The sequence below is a fragment of the Leisingera sp. genome (assembly GCF_982940295.1).
This window is the reverse complement of sequence record NZ_CEYXRG010000002.1, coordinates 5,020-22,691: the sequence shown is the minus strand read 5'-3', so window position 1 is coordinate 22,691 and position 17,672 is coordinate 5,020. Positions and strand designations below refer to the sequence as shown.

Here is a 17,672-nt window from a genome sequence, read left to right as displayed (position 1 = left end):
GTCTTTTTTAGTTCTGGTACAGCGCGTCGGCGTGGAAGGAGACATGCTCCTCCATGAAGGTCGACACGAAGAAATAGCTGTGGTCATAGCCCGGCTGCATCCGCAGGGTCGCCTGCTGGCGGCGTTCGGCAACCGCGTGCGCCAGCGCCTCGGGCTTCAGCAGGTCGATGAACTGGTCCGAGGTGCCGGTGTCGATCAGGATCGGGCCGTCGAAGCCTTTTTCGCGCATCAGCATGGTGGCGTCGTGCTGGGCCCAGTTTGCCTCGTCGTCGCCCAGATAGGCGCTCAGCTGCTTGCGGCCCCAGTCGGACTGGGTCGGATTGGAGATCGGCGCGAAAGCGGAGACCGACTTGTAGCGGCCCGGCAGGTTCATCGCCAGCGTCAGCGCGCCGTGGCCGCCCATGGAGTGGCCGGTGATCGCCTGGCGGTCCAGGTCGATGGCGAATTTCTCGCCCAAGAGTGCGGGCAGTTCCTCGGCCACGTAGTCCCACATGCGGAAATGCGGCGCCCAGGGGTCCTGGGTGGCGTTCACGTAGAAGCCCGCGCCCTGGCCCAGATCATAGGCCTCGTCATCGGCCACGCCTTCGCCGCGGGGCGAGGTGTCGGGGAAGACGATGGCGATGCCCTGCTCGGCGCACCAGGCCTGGGCGCCTGCCTTGGTCATCGCGTTTTCATGGGTGCAGGTCAGCCCCGAGAGGTACCAGAGCACCGGCACCGGGCCGTCCTTGGCCTCTTCCGGCAGGAACAGGCCGAATGTCATGTCGCCGCCGGTGGCGCTGCTGGCGTGTTTGTAGACGCCCTGGGTGCCGCCAAAGGCACGGTTCTCGGAAACGGTTTCCATGGTGAGGCTCCTCAAATCTGTTAGCCCTATCGCTATCGCCAGATTGCCGCAGCGTCCAGCGGGAGGGCGGCGGCAATTCCGGTTTTTGCGGCAGAAGGCTTGCGAAACTGCAAACTTCGCGGGGGCAGGGGGCGGATTTCTGGCAGAAGATGTCAGGCAGCGCCGGTGCAAAGGAGAAGCTGGACAGCTGCGCCCAAAGCCGCGACAGTCTGCAGCCGGAGCAGCAGGGAGAGCAGGCCATGAGCAAGTTTCTGAGAGTGACCACCAGCGCCGCGGAGCCGGAGACAGAGCGCCCGGACCCGGCCAAGGTGATCGCCGGCGATCCGGTCTTCACCACGTGGAACGCGGAAGAGGCCGACGGGCTCTATTGCGGCATCTGGCAGGCGACGCCGGGGAAGTGGCGGATTGCCTATGATGAGTGGGAATACTGCCGGATTCTGGAGGGGCGCTCGGTGATCACCGGCGAGGACGGTACGGAATATCCTCTGGCGGCGGGCGACAGTTTCATCCTGCGACCCGGGTTCCGCGGCACCTGGGAGGTGATCGAGACCACCCGCAAGGATTACGTGATCCGGCTTTAGGGGCCGGAGACCCAGGCGATCACCGCGGGTACGGTAATGATCGACAGCACAGTGGAGATGAAGATTGCGGCGGAGGCCCGGTGCGGGGCCACGCCGTAGTGCTGCGCCAGCATGTAGACATTGCCCGCGACCGGCAGGGATGCGGCGGCGATGGCGACGGAGGCGGAGAACGGCGCGGCCGGGATCAGCCACAGCACCGCGACGGCAACGCAGGCCGGGTGCAGCACAAGCTTGGCAAAGCTGAGCCAGCCGGCGACCTGCACACGCTCGGCGGATTTCGAGGCGAGCGAGGCGCCGATGGCAAACAGCGCGCCGGGGGTGGCGGCGCCGCCGAGGATGGTGAGGAAATCATTGGCGGGCTCCGGGATCGGCAGTGCTGAGGCCGACCAGGCAAGGCCCGCGACGATGGACAGGATCATCGGGTTCTTCAGCAAGCCCAGCCCGACCAGTTTCAGGGTTGCCAGCCCAAGCCCCCGACCGCGGCCTGCGTTGATCAGAATCACGATCAGCGAGGAGAACACCACCAGATCGACGCTGAGCACCACCATCATCGGTGCCGCGGAGGCGGGACCGAACAGGATCGCCATCATCGGCAGGCCCAGGAAACCCACATTGCCGATGGCGGCGCATTGCGCCTCCACCGCGGCGGTGGGCACGTCCAGTCCGCGCACCATCGCTACTGCCGTCACCAGCAGATAGACCGCCAGCGTGCCGGCCAGGTAGCCGAGGATCAGCGTGGGGTCGAAGACCTCGGCAAAAGACAGGTTGGCGGCAAAGCCGAAGATCATCGCTGACAGCGGGAAGTAGAAGACAAAGCGGGTGAGATAGGCGGTGGCTTCCTCGGTGAAGAAGCGGCTGCGCCCGGCCCAGTAGCCGAGGCCGATGATTGCGAAAAAGGGCAGGGTGCGGAAGAAGATCTCGGCCATGGGGAATTGGTAACAAGAGGTGACCAATTGGCAAGGGCTGTTTTTGGGGCAGGCGTTGAACGGCCAGGGGCGTGCTCCCGCCTGCTCATGGGCATTCAGGTGAATGCCCTTCGCAGTTGGGCGTGGCCCCGTGCGCTGCACGGGGCAAGAGATTCTGCTGAGACGCGCTCTAAGGGCAGATGTGCCCTGAGAGCGCCTGGGCAATTGTGTGACCGGGCTGTCCCGCGTCAAGGGTGAACCGCGCCTAGGCGCGGCGGCACCGCCGCCCTTGACCCAAGAAAGCCCGGTGGGGCAATACGCCCCCGCAGCGCGCCAGCGCTGCCGGGCCCAACCGGGGAGGGGCAGCCTTTGGCTGCTCTGGAGCGGGCGGGAGGGCTTCCCTCACTCCTAACCGCTGCCGATCAGGGCGCCGGCGCCCAGCACCAAGGCGCCGCCCAGGACAACCTGCATCGTGGCGCGCCAGAAGGGGGTTTGCATGAATTTGTTCTGGATCCAGGCGATGGCCCAAAGCTCCACAAACACAATCAGCAGCGCCAGCGTGGTGGCGGTCCAGAACTCCGGGATCAGGTAGGGCAGCGCGTGGCCGAGGCCGCCCACGGTGGTCATGATGCCGGAGGCCAGCCCGCGTTTGATGGGAGAGCCGCGGCCCGAAAGTTCTCCATCATCCGAGGCGGCTTCCGTGAAGCCCATCGAGATGCCCGCCCCGACCGAGGCCGCCATGCCGACCAGGAAGGTAGTCCAGGTGTCCTGGGTGGCAAAGGCGGTGGCAAAGATCGGCGCCAGGGTAGAGACCGAGCCGTCCATCAGCCCGGCCAGCCCCGGCTGCACCCAGGTGAGGACAAACTGGCGGTGGGCGGCGCGGTCCTCGTCTGCGCGGGTGCCGTCGTCCAGATGCGCCTCTTGCAACTCACCGGCGCGGGCCTGGTGCCCGGCCTCAGCCGCGGCCAAGTCGCCCAGCAGCTTGCGGGTCGCAGCGTCCCGGGTGCGGGCGGCGGCGGCGGTGTAGAAGCGTTCGGCGTCGCGCTCCATTGCGCGGGCCTCGTCGCGGATGCGGTCCAGGCTGAGGTTCTCCATCAGCCAGATGGGGCGGCGGGCATAGTAGCCTGCCACATGCTCGCGCCGGATCAGCGGGATGGCGGGGCCGAACCGCGCCTCGTGCAGGGCAATCAGCCGGGCGCGGTGCTCGTCCTCTTCCGCCGCCATGCCGTCGAACATCGCCGCGGTTGCCGGATAATCCGCCCGCAGCCGCTCCGCATAGCTGCGGTAGATACGCGCATCGTCCTCCTCGGATGCAATTGCCAGGGCAAGAACCTCCTGCCCGGTCAGGTCCGCAAACTGTTTGCGCTGAGTGAAAAACCGCATCATCTGCCCTCTAGTTTAGAATTATTCTAAACATAGCGAGTCCCCGTGGCACCGCAAGATGGCGCGTCAGCCTTGTTGCAAAGCGGCGGCCCGGATTACATTAGAGGCAGGCCCTGCACCCTGCAGCCCGTATCCTGAGGAGCCCTCATGAACCAGCAAGCCAGCGTCCTGCGCACAGGCCGGAAATTCGACCAGGTTCTGGAGGGCGCGCGCGAGGTGTTCCTGGCGGATGGGTTTGAAGGCGCCAGCGTCGACAACATCGCCAAGGCGGCGGGCGTGTCCAAGGCAACGCTGTACAGCTACTTTCCCGACAAGCGGGTTCTGTTCATGGAGGTGGTGCGGTCAGCCTGTGTGCAGCAGGCGGACGCGTCGCTGGAGCTGGCGCCGGGCAGCCGCGGGCCGCGGGAGGTTCTGCGGGCGGCGGCGGAGCGGGTGCACGGGGTGCTGCTGGGCGGCTTCAGCCTGCAGCTGTTCCGCATTTTCGTGGCCGAGGCCGACCGGTTTCCGGAGCTGGGGCCGATGTTTTATGAAAGCGGCCCGATGGTGCTGCACGGAGAGATCCGGGATTATATCGAGGCCGCGGCGGCGCGGGGCGAGCTGAAAATCAAGGATGCCGATCTGGCCGCTGCCCAGTTCATTGAGCTGTGCAAGGCTGATGTGTTCCTGCGCTTCCTGTTCAAGATCGACACCGAGTTTTCCGAGGCCGAGCGCGAGCGGGTGATCAGCGGCGCGATCGACACCTTTTTGGCACGGTTCGGAGCCTGAGCCGCCGGCCTAACCGGCAGAGGCCCGTCGCGGCCGGTCAGTGCGTGATGAAGCTGTTGGGCGTGTTGCGATAGGTCTCGTGGCAGCTCAGGCAGCTTTGCATCAGGCCTGGCAGGGTGCGGCGCAGACCGGGCAGGGAGCGGGTGTTGAGGTTCCGGGCTGCGGCTTCGGCGGTTTCGGCGCGGGCTTTGAAATCCTTCCAGGCGTGCCAGATCTGCGGCCGCGCGTTGGAGCGCGGATCCAGCCGCGGTTTCCGGAAGTGCTTGCGGATGCTGCCGGTGGATCTGATCAGCTGCTTGCGGGCCGTGCGCGCCTTGCCGCGGTCGAATGTGCTGCGCCCGGCCGTCATGCCGGTGAGAACGTCCATGGCGGCCTTTTGCGAGATCATCAGCGCGATCCGCTTGGTCACATGCTTGCTGGTGCTGTCCCGGGCGGTGACGGGAGCGGTGCTGCCGATGGCCAGGGCGATGATTACCGCCAGCAGGGCTGCGGCTTTGTGCAGGCGGAAAGACGTCACGATGCCTCCGGGCGGATTGACCGAATCGTAGAATAAGAACAAAATAAGAACATGCCGTGTGTGCCTCCCGTTCTGCGGCGGCCTTCCGGCCCCTGCTGCCCCTTGCCTGCCCGCTGCCCCGCCCTGCTTTCTGCGTCTGTTGCCATGCCCCACCGCCGCATTCTTTCGCTTTGGTTTCCGCGCCTTGGGGCGGAGCGCATCCTGCGCGCAGAGCGCGGCGGCATCGACGGGCCGCTGGCCGTTGCGGAGGAAGTTTCCAACACTCAGGTTATTTCCGCGTTAAACGCCGCCGCTTTGGCGGAGGGGCTGCAGCCCGGCCAGCCGTTGCGCGATGCCCATGCGATGTGCGCAGGCCTGACGGTGCGGCCGCGCAACCCGGCGGCGGAGGCGGCGTTCCTGGCCGCGCTGAGGCGCTGGGCGGGCAAGTTCAGCCCCTGGGTGGCAGAGGCGGAGCGCGATGGGCTGACCATCGACCTCACCGGCTGCGCGCATCTGTTCGGCAGCGAGGCGGCGCTGATGGAGACGGCGGGTCGCGATTGCGCGGAGATGGGGCTGAGCGTGCAGATGGGGCTGGCCGATACCCTGGGCGCGGCCTGGGCGCTGGCGCGTTACGCCGGCGAGGAGGCGGCGCCGGACCGCAGCGGCGACGCCATCGACCAGGAGGCCCGCGCCACCCGCGCCCGGGCGCAGAAGCGCCAGAGCGTCAAGCGCCGCCACTGGACCCGTGGGGGTGCTGCGCCGCAACTGCAGGCACCGCCGCCGCAGATGGGGCGGATTGCCGGACCCGGGCAGGCCCATGGCGCGCTTTCCCCCCTGCCGGTGGCGGCCTTGCGGCTGGACAGCGCCACGGTGGCGCAGCTGAACCGGCTTGGCCTCAGGCGGATCGGCGATCTGCTGGGGCAGCCGCGGGCCAGCCTGGCGCGCCGGTTCGGGCGCGGGCTGGTCTTGCGGCTGGATCAGGCGATGGGCAGCGCGCCGGAGCCGGTCTCGCCCGCGCGCAGCCCGGATCATTTCGCGGTGCGGCTGACCCTGCCGGAGCCGATCGGGCTGATGGAGGATCTGCTGGCCGGGATCGACCGGATGCTGCCGCGGCTGTGCGCCCGGCTGGAGGCGCGCGGCAAGGGCGCGCGCAGCCTGCGGCTGGAGGCGCACCGCTGCGATCAGGCGATGGAGGCGGTGACCATCGGCCTGGCCCGCGCCAGCCGTGACCCCGCCCGCATCCGGCCCTTGCTGGAGATGAAGCTGGAGCAGATTGATGCGGGCTACGGCATCGACATGCTGCGGCTGGAGGTGCTGCAGGCAGAGGCCATCCACGCCCGCACGCCTGCGGGCCATGCCGAAGCGGGCGCGGCAGCGCGGGCGCGGCAGGAGGATGGCGCGGCGCTGGAGGATCTGATCGGCCGTATCGGCGCGCGGCTGGGGCTGGAGGCAATCACCCGCTATCACCCGGCACAGAGCCACATTCCGGAAAAGACCTTTAGCGTGCAGGCCGCCGCCTGGTCGGAGCCTGCGGCCGGGGACTGGCCCTTGCCGCCGCGCCCGCGCCCGCTGCTGATCTGGCAGCCCGAGCTGGTCCATGCGCCGGAGCGGCCTGAGGTGCCGGAGCGTTTCCGCTGGCGCGGCCGCGACTGGGAGCTGGCAGAGGCCGAAGGGCCTGAGCGGATTGCCCCGGAATGGTGGCTGGAGGACCCCAACTGGCGCAGCGGGGTGCGCGATTACTGGGTGGTGGTGACGGCTTGCGGCGCGCGGCTGTGGCTGTTCTTTGCCCATGGCGGCGCGCTGTCGCCGGGCTGGTTCTGCCATGGGTCGTTTGCCTGAACGCCCGGCAGCGGACAGTTCGCTGCGCGGCGAAGGGTTTTGCTTGGGCTTGCAGGACCGGCGCGCGTAGAGTGGAGCGCATGATCACACCGCGTTTCGACATTCTGGGCCAGGCCATTGCCGACGCCAGCCGCACGCAGATGCTGTGCGAGCTGATGGAGGGGCGCGCCTATACCAACAAGGAGCTGGCGGCGGCTGCAGGCGTGACGCCGCAGACCGCCTCGGCCCATCTGCGGCTGCTGCAGAACGCAGGCTTAGTGGTGGCGGAAAAGCGCGGGCGCTGCGTCTATCACCGGCTGGCAGGCGCAGAGGTGGCCCATGCGCTGGAGCAGCTGGCGGCAATTGCGCCTGCGGACAGCTTGCATCGCGCCCAGCAGCGCAAGGCGGGCGGGCTGGCGCAGCTGCGCAGCTGTTATGACCATCTGGCAGGCCCGCTGGCGGTGGCGATGACCCGGGCCTTTCTGGACCGCGGGATGCTGGCGGAGGAGCACGGCGCCTTTCGCGCTGTGCCCGCCGGGGAATGGCTGAAACTGGGTGTTGTGCTGCCGGATCGGCCCTCCCGCCAGCCCTTCGTGCGGCCCTGCCTGGACTGGACCGAGCGCAAGCTGCATGTGGCCGGTCCAATGGGGCGGCAGATCCTGGATCACGCGCTGGGCAGCGGCTGGGTCAAGCGGCACCGGCACAAGCGCGGGCTGATGCTGACCGCCCCCGGGCGGGTGGCGCTGGAGCAGATTCTGGGCCTGCAATGCGGCGCGCTGGCGGAGGCCTGAGAGGGCCTGAAACAGGCTCTAATATGGGCTCAAACATGGGGCAAAACAGGTGCATTGCACCTGTGCGCCTGCTGCATCACACGAAAAATCGAACGTTAAAAACCTTGATTTGCGGGGGGAAAGGCGCAACCTTTTAAGTATGAGCTTTGATCAGGTGCAGCCTTTTCCCGGATCTCCCATACCTCAGCAAGTCGCGTTTGACCGGCGGGAACTGTCGGTCATTCTTTCCTTGTACGGGCGGATGGTCGCCGCGGGCGAATGGCGCGATTACGGGATTTCTTCCTTGCGTGATCTGGCAGTTTTCTCCGTCTTCCGGCGCACGGCAGAGCATCCGCTCTACCGGATCGAAAAGCGCCCCAAGCTGCGTCTGCGGCAAGGGCAGTATTCGGTGGTCGGCATGGACGGACATATCCTGAAGCGCGGGGCGGATCTGAAGACCGTGCTGAGGGTGCTGGAGCGCAAGCTGATCCGCTCCGTGGAGTAGCCGCAGCGATTGCGGCGGAGCGGTGACCGGAAAATTTGAATTTTCCGGCCAAAAATCTTCGAAAGATTTTTGCCGCCTGCGGCGGCGGGCAGGGACTACCCCAGCCTTTTGTGCGCGGTGAGCGGGCCGTCGCCCTGGGCTTCGATCCGCTCGATTGCCGCGGCGATGGGCTCAAAGGCCACTGCCATGTCATGGGCATTGGCGTGGATCAGCGTCTCGGCATCCCGCACCATCGCAACATGGCCTTTCCAGAACAGCAGATCGCCGCGCTGGTAGTCCCCGGATGGCGCCTGGCTGCCCAGCTCGGCCTCCTGCATGTCGCTGTCGCCGGGGCAGGGGGTGCCGCAGGCCAGCAGCGCCGCCTGCACCAATCCGGAACAATCAATCCCGAAACGGCTGTTGCCGCCCCAGAGGTAGGGTGTGCCGAGGAAAAGCTCCGCCACCGTGACCGGGTCGCCGGTGTGGGCGCCCAGCGGCGAGAGGTGGCGGGCCGGAATGAAGCCAAGGGAGGTTTCCACGAACCGCCCAGAGCCGCCCAGAACCTGCACCCGGCTGCCGTGGCTAAGGGAGAGTGTTTCGGGGGATTTGAAGTCATCCGCCGAATAGGCGTGGGTGGCCGGGGCGCTGACCCAGTGAGTTGCCTCGAAAGGGGCGGTTAGGCTGGCGCTGGGCACATAGCCCACGTAAGCGTCCTTGGCGGCCTGAAGGAAGGACCAGCCGCCGCGGTCCTCGTAGACCGTGACCGGCTCGCCATAGACCAGCTGCCGGTCGCGGGGGCCGTCCGGCGCGCGGAGAAGATCCGCAACCGGAACGCCGATGCGGGCAGCGGTTCCCTCAACGCGCAGCAGCCCCTCTGGCGCATCGCTCAGATGGGCCGCGGCGACGCGGTCGTTCACCGGCGTGCGGCGGCGGTCTGCCATTCCGCTCACAGCTCCAGCAAGTCCGGCAGCGCGGCAAACAGCGCGCGGGCGCCTTGCAGGGCGCCGCCCTTGGGCCGGCCCGGCGCGGCGCTGGGGGTCCAGCCGTAGATGTCGAAATGCATGTAGCGGGTCTCTCCGGCGAAGCGGCGCAGGAACAGCGCGGCGGTAATGGAGCCCGCGAAGCCGCCGGAGGGCGCGTTGTCGAGATCGGCGATGCCCGGTTCTATCATGCTCTCGTAGGGGTTGTGGAAGGGCATCCGCCAGACCGGGTCGGCGTGGCGTGCGGCACTGGCGGACAAGGCTGCGGCGTCGCCATCGTGATCGGTATAGAAGGGAGACAGGTCCGGCCCGACCGCCACGCGGGCGGCGCCGGTGAGGGTCGCCATGGAGATCAGCAGGTCCGGTGTCTCCTCGGCGGCGAGGGTCAGCGCGTCGGCCAGCACCAGCCGGCCTTCGGCGTCGGTGTTGTTGTTCTCGACCGTCAGCCCCTTGCGGGACATCAGCACGTCGCCGGGGCGGAAGGCGGAGCCGGAGACGGAGTTCTCCACCGCGGGAATCAGCACCCTGAGTTTCAGCTTCAGCCCGGCAGCCATGATCATCCGCGCCAGCCCCAGGACGTTGGCCGCGCCGCCCATGTCCTTTTTCATCAGCGCCATGCTGTTGCCGGGTTTCAGGTTCAGCCCGCCGGTGTCGAAACAGACACCCTTGCCCACCAGGGTGAGCCTGGGGCCGCTGCTGCCCCAGCGCAGGTCGATCAGCCGCGGCGCACGGTTCGAGGCGCGGCCCACCGTGTGGATCAGCGGGAAGTTCTGCGCCAGCAGGTCCTCGCCCAGGATAGTGGAGGTATCCGCGCCAAACTCCTCTGCCAGCGCGGTGGCGGCGGCTTCCAGCTGCTCAGGTCCCATGTCGGAGGCAGGAGTGTTGATCAGGTCGCGGGTCAGACATTCGGCGGCGGCCAGCGATTGGATGGCGGCAGCATCCACCCCTTCGGGAGCCTCCAGGGAGGCTGTCTCGCCCTTGGCTTCCTTGTAGCGGTCAAAGCGGTAGGCGGTCAGGAGCCAGCCCAGAGACTCGGTCGCGGCGGCCTCAGCCGGCAGGCCGGAGGCGATCCGGTAGCTGCCCGCGGGCAGTTTCTGAGCCGCTTCGGCCAGCACGAAACGGCGGCGCGCGCGCTGGTCGGCGCTGCCGTATCCGGCCAGGGCCATTTCAATCGCGCCATCGGCGCCCGGCACCGCCAGAGCCTGGCCGCAGGCGCCGGTGAACCCATGCGCCTTTGCCCAGGCCTGAACGCGCTGCGGCTGGCTGGAGAGCCAGCTGTCGAAAGCATCGCTTGCGATAACATGCACTGGGCAGGCGTCAGGGCCGGGTGCGGCAAAGACTGGCGGCATCGAAATACTCCGGTTGCAATCATTTCTGATGCGCCAGAGTAGCCGCCGCCGCGCGGCCTGCAAGCCCTGCGGGCTGCAGAGCTGTCAGATCGTCATGTCCTGTTGGTCCCAGACCGCGGTCAGGGAGCGTTCGCCCACCCGCATCAGACGGAACAGAATCGCGGCAACTGCCGGCGCATCCTCTGCGTCGATGGCTGCGGTCACGTCACTGGCAATGGATGCCAGCGCTGTCATGCCGATCTGATCGGCAATCGCGATCAGCGACCGGGCGCTTTTGCGCAGGCTCGCCATTTCATTCTGCCGCCACAGACGCTCGCAATGCGTCAGCCGCACGGCCATTTCTTCCACCGCACGGCACACGACGTCTTCGGCGCCGGTTTCGCCAAGCTGCTCATAGAGCGCGGTGAGTTTGTCTGGATCGAGACGCACTGTTTCCGAGTGCATTACTGTTAGTATATTGGCCACCACTTTCACCCAAATTCATTATGCCCCCACGGCACGCCTGCCAATGTGCGCCCCACAGGTTTTCAAAAGGTTTCCGCCCGGGTGTTCAAATCTCTCGAATTTAGGGACAATGCAGGCTATCAAGCCCGGCAACACGAATGTTGACAGGACATGACAATGGAATTTGCCAAACCCCTGCCCAGTTATCTGGTGACCCGCTACCACGGGTGGAAAGCCACATCTTATGAGGAGAATCAGGGCTGGTACCGCCGCCTGGCAACCGAAGGCCAGCGGCCGCGGGCCATGGTGATCTCCTGCTGCGACAGCCGTGTGCATGTGACCTCGATCTTCGGGGCCGACCAGGGCGAGTTCTTTATCCACCGCAATATCGCCAACCTGGTGCCGCCTTATGCGCCCGATGGCGACCATCACGGCACATCTGCGGCGGTGGAATATGCAGTGACCGCGCTGAAGGTAGCGCATCTGATCGTGCTGGGCCATTCGCAGTGCGGCGGCGTGCAGGGCTGCATCGACATGTGCAAGGGCCAGGCGCCGCAGCTGGAAGAGAAAACCAGCTTTGTCGGCCGCTGGATGGAGATCCTGAAACCCAAGTTCGATGGCGTGGCGGATATCGAGGATCCGGTGCAGCAGGCGCGGCAGTTTGAGCGCCAGGCCGTTGTCGCGTCTATGGAAAACCTGATGACCTTCCCGTTCATCGAATCGGCGGTCAAGGCGGGCGAGCTGAGCCTGCACGGGCTGTGGACCGATATCGGCGAGGGCGGGCTGGAATGTTATGACCCCAAGACGGGGACCTTTCAGCCGGTCTGAGGTCCGGCCCCTTCTTTGCCATTCCCGAATGCAGCCGCCAGATTGGCGGCTGCTTGCGTATAGCCGCCTGCCGCCCCGTCAACGAAGTGGACGTGGCCGTCCTCGACCGGCGAAGGCACAATGCAGGTGACCAGGGCGGCGTCCTGTTCATGCAACCCGAAATGCACCAGCCCAGCCTCTGCCGCCGCCTCCAAATGCTGGCGGATCCGGTCGCGAATCTCCGGCGTGCAATCCAGCGTCATCTTCAGCCCGTCGTCGAACTTGCGGAAATCCGAATGCGCCTTGAGCACGGACAGGTAATGCACGGGGTCGAATCCGCCGGCGGGCCGTTTGCTGAGGAAGATCAGCCCAGCGAGGGCGCTGTGGGCCAGAAGATAAAGCTTCCGTAAAATCAGAGGGGATTTGCCGCGGGACGACTGCGCCTCCAGATGCAGCCCGGCCGGCGGAAAGCCCAGCTTGGGCCCGGTTTCGGGCACCGGGTGGCCGCTGTCCTTCAATTCGCCCGCCAGATCCAGCAGGCGGGAGGAGAACCGGGCAAAGGCCTGCGGGTCCGCGCCCGGAGCAGGCTGCGCGACCACCGACAGGATGATGCCGTTGCGGGCGGGCGTGTTGCTCCAGCGGCAGGAGAGGCCGGAGAGATCGGGCAGCCCGGCCTGCGGGTCAGCGGGCACTTCAAAGGCGCCAGCCTTCATCTGCGCCTCGGCCCAGGCCAGGCCGCCGCCGCTGAACATGGCGAAATCGGCATGGTCGGACACAGCATAGCGGGCGATTTTGACGTCCAGCCCTTCGGTCCGGATCGAGCCGAGCGGCAGCATGGCGGCACGCAGGGAGACGCCGTATTCGCCCTCGGTCCAGCTGCGCAGGCCAGCCAGAACGCGCTGAGCCGCGGCGCGGTGACGGGGCGGCACCGCGAAGGACGCGCCGTCGCCGCCAAAGACATAGGGGAAGGCCTCGCCCTCCAGCGCGTTGCGCATGGCGGCGATCACCGCGGCGCCGATCATGTTGACGGTCTTGTAGCGGCCCGCCTTCACCAGCCCGGTGGAATTGACGATATCGGTGCAGCACAGGTGCCAGTCCGGCGGCAGCGCGGCAAAAGCCTCAGGCGCGGACAGGCTTGCAAAGCTGCGGACCTTGGGGAGGCCGGCGTAGAAAGTGTCCGTCGTCATCAGTTTCAGCCCCCTGCCGCAGTCCCGTGACCTGCCGTTTCTACCTAAACGAATTGTGTGCTGTGGCCAAACATGCAAGCTGTGCGGCAGTAACGATAAGCTGAGCAGACCTGAGGGGGCGGATAATGCAGGCAGGGTTGATCTTATTGTGCCTGGCCTATGTGCTGAGCCAGTTTTTCCGGGCCTTCCTTGCGGTGCTGTCGGGGGTGCTGGGGCAGGATATCGGCGCTGCGCCGGATGATCTCGCCTTTGCCTCGGGCATGTGGTTCCTGTCGTTTGCGGCGATGCAGCTGCCGGTGGGCTGGGCGCTGGACCATGCAGGCCCGCGCAGGACCGCGGCGGTGCTGCTGCTTTTGGGCGGCGGCGGCGGGGCGGCGTTGTTTGCCGCGGCCACGGCGCCCCTGCATGTGAGCATTGCGATGTTCCTGATCGGCATCGGCTGCTCGCCGGTGCTGATGGCCTCATACTATATCTTTGCCCGCCAGTACCCGCCCGCCCGCTTTGCCACCTTGGCGGCGCTGATGCTGGGCGTGGGTTCGGCCGGCAACCTGGTCGCCTCTTACCCCACCGCGCTGGCGGTGGATCTGTTCGGCTGGCGCGGCACGCTGGCGGGGCTGGCGGTGGTGTCGGTTGCAGTGGCGGCGGGGATCCTTGTGACCGTCTCTGATCCTGACAAGCCCGATGGCGAGCACAAGGGATCGGTGCTGGATCTGCTGAAGATGCCGGTGATATGGGCGATCTTCCCGCTGATGCTGGTGGCCTATGCGCCCTCCGGCGCGCTGCGGGGGCTGTGGATCGGGCCGTACTTGAGCGACCTCTACGGGCTCAGCACCCAGCAGGTGGGGCTGGCGACGCTGGTGATGGGGGCGGCGATGATTGCCGGCACCTTTGCCTATGGCCCGCTGGACCGGATGCTGGGCACCCGCAAATGGGTTATTCTGGGCGGCAACCTGCTGGGCTGCGCGGCCCTGGGCGGGCTGATCCTGGCGGCGGGCGCACCGGTCTGGCTGCCGGTTGCGATGATGGCGGCGGTGGGGTTCTTCGGCGCCTCATTCCCGGTGATCATGGCGCATGGCCGGGCCTTTGTGCCGCCGCATCTGGCCGGACGCGGGGTGACCCTGCTGAACCTGTTCGGCATCGGCGGGGTGGGAATCATGCAGTTTGCCACGGGCCGCATCCACGCGGGACTGGCCGGAGCGGACCCATCCTTGCCCTACACCGGCATTTTCGGCTTCTTTCTGGTGTGCCTGGCGGCGGGATGCGCAATTTATCTGCTCAGCCGCGACAGCATGGACTGATCCGCCCCTTTAAACTTTTGCCCGGAGGCATTATCACTCCCGCGCCGGCCATGGGGCCGGGCAATACTGGAGAAACAGACAAATGGGTTACCGCATCGCCGTTGTCGGCGCCACGGGCAACGTGGGCCGCGAAATGCTGAACATCCTGGCCGAGCGCCAGTTCCCTGTGGATGAGATCGCTGCGCTGGCAAGCCGCAAATCTCTCGGCACTGAAGTCAGCTTTGGCGATAAGACACTCACTACCAAGGATCTGGACACCTTCGATTTTGCCGGCTGGGACATGGCGCTGTTCGCCATCGGCTCGGACGCGACCAAGAAATACGCGCCCAAGGCGGCTGAGGCCGGCTGCGTGGTGATCGACAACTCGTCGCTCTACCGCTACGACCCGGAGATCCCGCTGATCGTGCCGGAAGTGAACCCGCAGGCGGTCCACGAGTACAAGAACAAGAACATCATCGCCAACCCCAACTGCTCCACCGCGCAGATGGTTGTCGCGCTGAAGCCGCTGCATGACCGCGCCAGGATCAAGCGCGTTGTGGTGTCGACCTACCAGTCGGTGTCCGGCTCCGGCAAGGACGCGATTGATGAGCTGTGGGATCAGACCAAGGCGGTCTATAACCCGACCCAGGACGTGCCGCCGAAGGTTTACCCCAAGCAGATCGCCTTCAACGTCATTCCGCACATCGACGTTTTCCTGGACGACGGTTCGACCAAGGAAGAGTGGAAGATGGTTGCCGAGACCAAGAAGATCGTCGATCCGTCGGTCAAGGTCACCGCGACCTGCGTGCGGGTTCCGGTGTTCGTCGGCCACTCGGAATCCATCAACATCGAGTTCGAGGACTTCCTGGACGAGGACGAGGCCCGCGACATCCTGCGCGAGGCGCCCGGCATCATGGTGATCGACAAGCGCGAAGCCGGCGGCTACGTGACCCCGGTGGAATGCGTTGGCGACTTTGCCACCTTCATCAGCCGCATCCGCCAGGATTCGACCATCGAGAACGGCCTGAACCTGTGGTGCGTCAGCGACAACCTGCGCAAGGGCGCGGCGCTGAACGCGGTGCAGATTGCCGAGCTTCTGGGCCGTGAGGTCCTGAAAAAAGGCTAAGCCTTATATCCTTTTGGTGAGGGGGCCGCTTCGAAAGAGGCGGCCCCTTTTCTTTTGCACGGCTGCCGGGGCGCAGCAGGGTCCGGTACTTTCAGAGGGACAGAAGAAAAGCAGAGACAAAGGAAAGAACGCCATGATTGCACTGCAGGACTTCAGCACCGCCGCCCCCGTTTCGCAGATGCTGCCGTCGTTCGCCCCTCTGGAGCTGCAGAAAAGATCCAGGACCGCTTCGCATTCCGCGCCCCAGCGCAAGCCCGTGCTGAAGTGTGGCACCGCGGCCGAACTGAAACGGTACATCGCCGGTGACTTCGCCGCGGCCAAGGATTGGTTCACTCTTTGCCGCGGGCTGCGCCGCAAGGGGTTCTGCCTGCGGATGCGCGGGGAGGATCTGTGGCTGTGCGATGCCGCACGCCTTCGTCCGGTCTGTTCCTGCGAGGATCTGGGGATTGACCCGGAGGAGCTGGAGCTGCGCTTTGGCCTCTCGCAGCAGCAGCGGCAGCCGCGGCCGGAGCCGCAGACACTGGCGCAGCCCCAGCGCAAGCCGCAGGCGCAGCAGCCCGTTGCCAAGGCGGCCTGAGCGCGCTGGCCAGGGTGCAGAGGGACAGATAGGCTTGGCATCAGGCGGGCGGTTTTAGCCGCCCGCATTTCCTGATTGAGAGATGCCAATGCGAATTTCCTTTGTGGCCATTGCCTGTTCCGCGTTTTCCCTGGCTGCCGGCGCCGCCGCGGCGGCCGATATCCCTGTCAGCAGCCGGGTGTCCGAAGTGACCCTCTATCCGGGGCTGGCCGAAGTTACCCGCAATGCTGGCCTCACCCTGACCGAAGGGAGCCACCGGCTGGTCCTGCAAAACGTGCCGCATTCTGCGCTGCTGGAGACCCTTCAGGTGGACGTTTCCGGTGCGCGCCGTACCGGAACCCTGCTGCGCGAGGATTACCGTCCGCCGCGCGATGCCGATGATCCGGAAATCGAAGCCGCTGAGGCGCTGGTCCGCGCGGCTGAGGCCCGCATTGCTGCGGTCCGTGATGAGGCGGAACGGGCCCGGGCCGGTGTGCGGGCGGCGGAGGCCTCGATCGGGTTCCTGCGCCAGCTTGGTGCGAACGAGGGGCTGGCGCAGGCCGATGCCGCATCCCTCAGCGCCATTGCCCGGATGATTTCCGAGGAGGCCGCCGGCGCCAGCCGGGCGGCTGTTGCGGCCGAGGCTGAGGCGCGGCGGATCGAGTTGCAGCTGGAGGATCTGGAGGATCTGGAGGACGATCTGGCAGAGGCCCGCGCGGCGCTGGCGGCGATCAAGCTGGAAGACGAGGACCGGTTGTTCATCGCGGTGGATATTGTGGCTGAGCAGGCGGGCGAGGGGGCGGTGACGGTCCGCTATCTTACGGAAGGTGCGGGAAACATCGGCTGGCAGCCGTCCTATGAAATGCACCTGAACACTGAGGACAGCGCTGCGGGCGAGGCTGAAATCACCCTGAAGCGGGCGGTGCGGCTGGCGCAGGACACCGGAGAGAACTGGCAGGATGTGGCGTTGACGCTGTCGACGGCCAAGCCCTCCGGGCAGGGCAGCCCGTCGGTGCTGCGCCCTTGGCTGCGCCGGGTTGAAGCGCCTGAACTGCCGCGCACGCAAAAGCGGCTGCAAAATTTCGATTCTGAAATGGGCTCGCTGGCGGAGCCGGCGGCAGAGGCGCCCATCTTTGCGGAGGAGGCGCTTGGGTGGAGCGCGGATCGCAGCGGTGCCGCTGTCACTTACCGCTTCAGCGCGCCTGTTTCTGTGGCCTCTGGCGCTGATTTGCTGCGGCTGGAGATGGATGCCCTCACCGCTGCGGCTGAGCTGAGGGCAGTGGCGGTGCCGTCGCGGGATAACACCGCCTACCGCGTCGCGTCATTCACCAACAGCTTTGGCGAGCAGCTGCTGGCCTCGGCCGGGGTGCCGCGCTTTGCGGATGGCAAACTGATGGCAGTGGAAGACTTTCCGGGTCTGGCACCGGGTGCGGAGATGGAGGCCGGGTTCGGTCCGGTGGAGGGGTTGCAGCTCAGCCGCGACGTGCTGGATCAGAGCGAGGGCGGCCAGGGCCTGATCTCGCGCAGCAGCGAACAGGTGCAAACGGTGGAGATCGAGGTGGAGAACCTGACCGGCCAGGATTGGCCCCTGCGGGTTCTGGACCGGGTGCCTTATTCGCAGCAGGACGATCTGGAGATCAACTGGACAGCCAGGCCGCGGCCCGCTGAGGAGGACGTGGGAAAACAGCGCGGCATCCTGGCCTGGGATCTGGAGATCGAGGCAGGCGGAACCCGGACGATCCGGCTGGACACCACGCTCAGCTGGCCCGAGGGCATGGTGCTGCGCTGACGCCGGCGTTGCGCACGGGCGTTGCGGGGATGCTCCCGCCCGTCGTCAGGTATTGAAAATACCTTCCTCCCGTTGGGCGTGGCACCCCGCAAGGCGCGGTGCCCCCCCCAAGGC

The 17,672-nt window shown here is 66.5% G+C and carries 18 protein-coding genes; 10 read left to right on the top strand and 8 right to left on the bottom strand.

The annotated features are described in order from the left end of the window. Positions 1-7: 7 nt before the first annotated feature. A complete protein-coding gene (gene fghA / locus AC4HIX_RS02005) occupies positions 8-841 on the bottom strand; it encodes an S-formylglutathione hydrolase (RefSeq protein ID WP_490397683.1) in 834 nt (277 codons plus the stop codon). A gap of 239 nt (positions 842-1,080) precedes the next feature. On the opposite strand from fghA, the gene AC4HIX_RS02000 reads away from it, so the two are divergent. Next, complete coding sequence (locus AC4HIX_RS02000) at positions 1,081-1,422, top strand: cupin domain-containing protein (RefSeq protein ID WP_475047993.1); 342 nt, start codon at positions 1,081-1,083, stop codon at positions 1,420-1,422. Here AC4HIX_RS02000 and AC4HIX_RS01995 read toward each other — a convergent pair. Both AC4HIX_RS01995 and mbfA read right to left on the bottom strand, forming a co-directional pair. Continuing rightward, positions 1,419-2,348 (bottom strand): AEC family transporter, encoded by a 930-nt coding sequence (locus AC4HIX_RS01995; protein WP_490397682.1) that lies wholly within the window; start codon positions 2,346-2,348, stop codon positions 1,419-1,421. The two genes, AC4HIX_RS02000 and AC4HIX_RS01995, sit on opposite strands and share 4 nt — an antisense overlap. Positions 2,349-2,735: 387 nt before the next feature. Beyond that, a complete protein-coding gene (mbfA, locus tag AC4HIX_RS01990) occupies positions 2,736-3,710 on the bottom strand; it encodes an iron exporter MbfA (RefSeq protein ID WP_475053034.1) in 975 nt (324 codons plus the stop codon). A gap of 147 nt (positions 3,711-3,857) precedes the next feature. Between mbfA and AC4HIX_RS01985 the strand changes: the two genes are divergently transcribed. Continuing rightward, positions 3,858-4,475: a TetR/AcrR family transcriptional regulator gene (locus tag AC4HIX_RS01985; protein ID WP_475047988.1), complete on the top strand. Its 618-nt coding sequence runs from the start codon at positions 3,858-3,860 to the stop codon at positions 4,473-4,475. A gap of 37 nt (positions 4,476-4,512) precedes the next feature. Here AC4HIX_RS01985 and AC4HIX_RS01980 read toward each other — a convergent pair whose 3' ends face one another. Further along, positions 4,513-4,992, bottom strand: coding sequence for a c-type cytochrome (locus AC4HIX_RS01980; protein WP_490397681.1), 480 nt, complete (start codon positions 4,990-4,992; stop codon positions 4,513-4,515). Between the two features lie 144 nt (positions 4,993-5,136). On the opposite strand from AC4HIX_RS01980, the gene AC4HIX_RS01975 reads away from it, so the two are divergent. The 3 genes from AC4HIX_RS01975 to AC4HIX_RS01965 all read left to right on the top strand — a co-directional run bounded on the left by AC4HIX_RS01975 (position 5,137) and on the right by AC4HIX_RS01965 (position 8,064). After that, positions 5,137-6,810, top strand: a complete 1,674-nt coding sequence (locus AC4HIX_RS01975; protein WP_490397680.1) for a Y-family DNA polymerase — start codon at positions 5,137-5,139, stop codon at positions 6,808-6,810. An 80-nt stretch (positions 6,811-6,890) separates the two neighbouring features. Beyond that, positions 6,891-7,580 (top strand): ArsR/SmtB family transcription factor, encoded by a 690-nt coding sequence (locus AC4HIX_RS01970; RefSeq protein WP_490397679.1) that lies wholly within the window; start codon positions 6,891-6,893, stop codon positions 7,578-7,580. A 139-nt stretch (positions 7,581-7,719) separates the two neighbouring features. Then, on the top strand, positions 7,720-8,064 hold the full coding sequence (locus tag AC4HIX_RS01965) for a DUF2794 domain-containing protein (protein WP_475047977.1): 345 nt from the start codon (positions 7,720-7,722) through the stop codon (positions 8,062-8,064). Between the two features lie 95 nt (positions 8,065-8,159). Here AC4HIX_RS01965 and AC4HIX_RS01960 read toward each other — a convergent pair whose 3' ends face one another. The 3 genes from AC4HIX_RS01960 to AC4HIX_RS01950 all read right to left on the bottom strand — a co-directional run bounded on the left by AC4HIX_RS01960 (position 8,160) and on the right by AC4HIX_RS01950 (position 10,816). Beyond that, positions 8,160-8,984 carry a C40 family peptidase gene (locus AC4HIX_RS01960; protein ID WP_490397678.1) on the bottom strand — a complete coding sequence of 275 codons (825 nt, stop codon included), beginning with the start codon at positions 8,982-8,984 and terminating at the stop codon, positions 8,160-8,162. Between the two features lie 5 nt (positions 8,985-8,989). Beyond that, complete coding sequence (locus AC4HIX_RS01955; RefSeq protein ID WP_490397677.1) at positions 8,990-10,372, bottom strand: leucyl aminopeptidase family protein; 1,383 nt, start codon at positions 10,370-10,372, stop codon at positions 8,990-8,992. Positions 10,373-10,456: 84 nt separating this feature from the next. After that, the gene (locus AC4HIX_RS01950; RefSeq protein ID WP_141891893.1) at positions 10,457-10,816 is read right to left on the bottom strand and encodes a hypothetical protein; all 360 of its coding nucleotides are present in this window, start codon (positions 10,814-10,816) and stop codon (positions 10,457-10,459) included. Between the two features lie 177 nt (positions 10,817-10,993). On the opposite strand from AC4HIX_RS01950, the gene AC4HIX_RS01945 reads away from it, so the two are divergent. Beyond that, positions 10,994-11,644: a carbonic anhydrase gene (locus AC4HIX_RS01945; RefSeq protein WP_475047968.1), complete on the top strand. Its 651-nt coding sequence runs from the start codon at positions 10,994-10,996 to the stop codon at positions 11,642-11,644. On the opposite strand, the gene AC4HIX_RS01940 is transcribed toward AC4HIX_RS01945, so the two are convergent. Next, a complete protein-coding gene (locus AC4HIX_RS01940) occupies positions 11,632-12,810 on the bottom strand; it encodes a DUF3095 domain-containing protein (protein ID WP_475047965.1) in 1,179 nt (392 codons plus the stop codon). The genes AC4HIX_RS01945 and AC4HIX_RS01940 overlap by 13 nt on opposite strands. A 125-nt stretch (positions 12,811-12,935) precedes the next feature. Here AC4HIX_RS01940 and AC4HIX_RS01935 point away from each other — a divergent pair, with 125 nt between their 5' ends. The 4 genes from AC4HIX_RS01935 to AC4HIX_RS01920 all read left to right on the top strand — a co-directional run bounded on the left by AC4HIX_RS01935 (position 12,936) and on the right by AC4HIX_RS01920 (position 17,558). After that, positions 12,936-14,108, top strand: coding sequence for an MFS transporter (locus tag AC4HIX_RS01935; RefSeq protein ID WP_490397676.1), 1,173 nt, complete (start codon positions 12,936-12,938; stop codon positions 14,106-14,108). An 82-nt stretch (positions 14,109-14,190) separates the two neighbouring features. Continuing rightward, positions 14,191-15,213, top strand: coding sequence for an aspartate-semialdehyde dehydrogenase (locus tag AC4HIX_RS01930; RefSeq protein ID WP_490397675.1), 1,023 nt, complete (start codon positions 14,191-14,193; stop codon positions 15,211-15,213). A 133-nt stretch (positions 15,214-15,346) separates the two neighbouring features. Next, positions 15,347-15,790: a hypothetical protein gene (locus tag AC4HIX_RS01925; protein WP_490397674.1), complete on the top strand. Its 444-nt coding sequence runs from the start codon at positions 15,347-15,349 to the stop codon at positions 15,788-15,790. Positions 15,791-15,878: 88 nt separating this feature from the next. Continuing rightward, entirely contained in the window at positions 15,879-17,558 is a 1,680-nt protein-coding gene (locus AC4HIX_RS01920; protein ID WP_490397673.1) for a DUF4139 domain-containing protein, read from the top strand. Positions 17,559-17,672 lie beyond the last annotated feature (114 nt).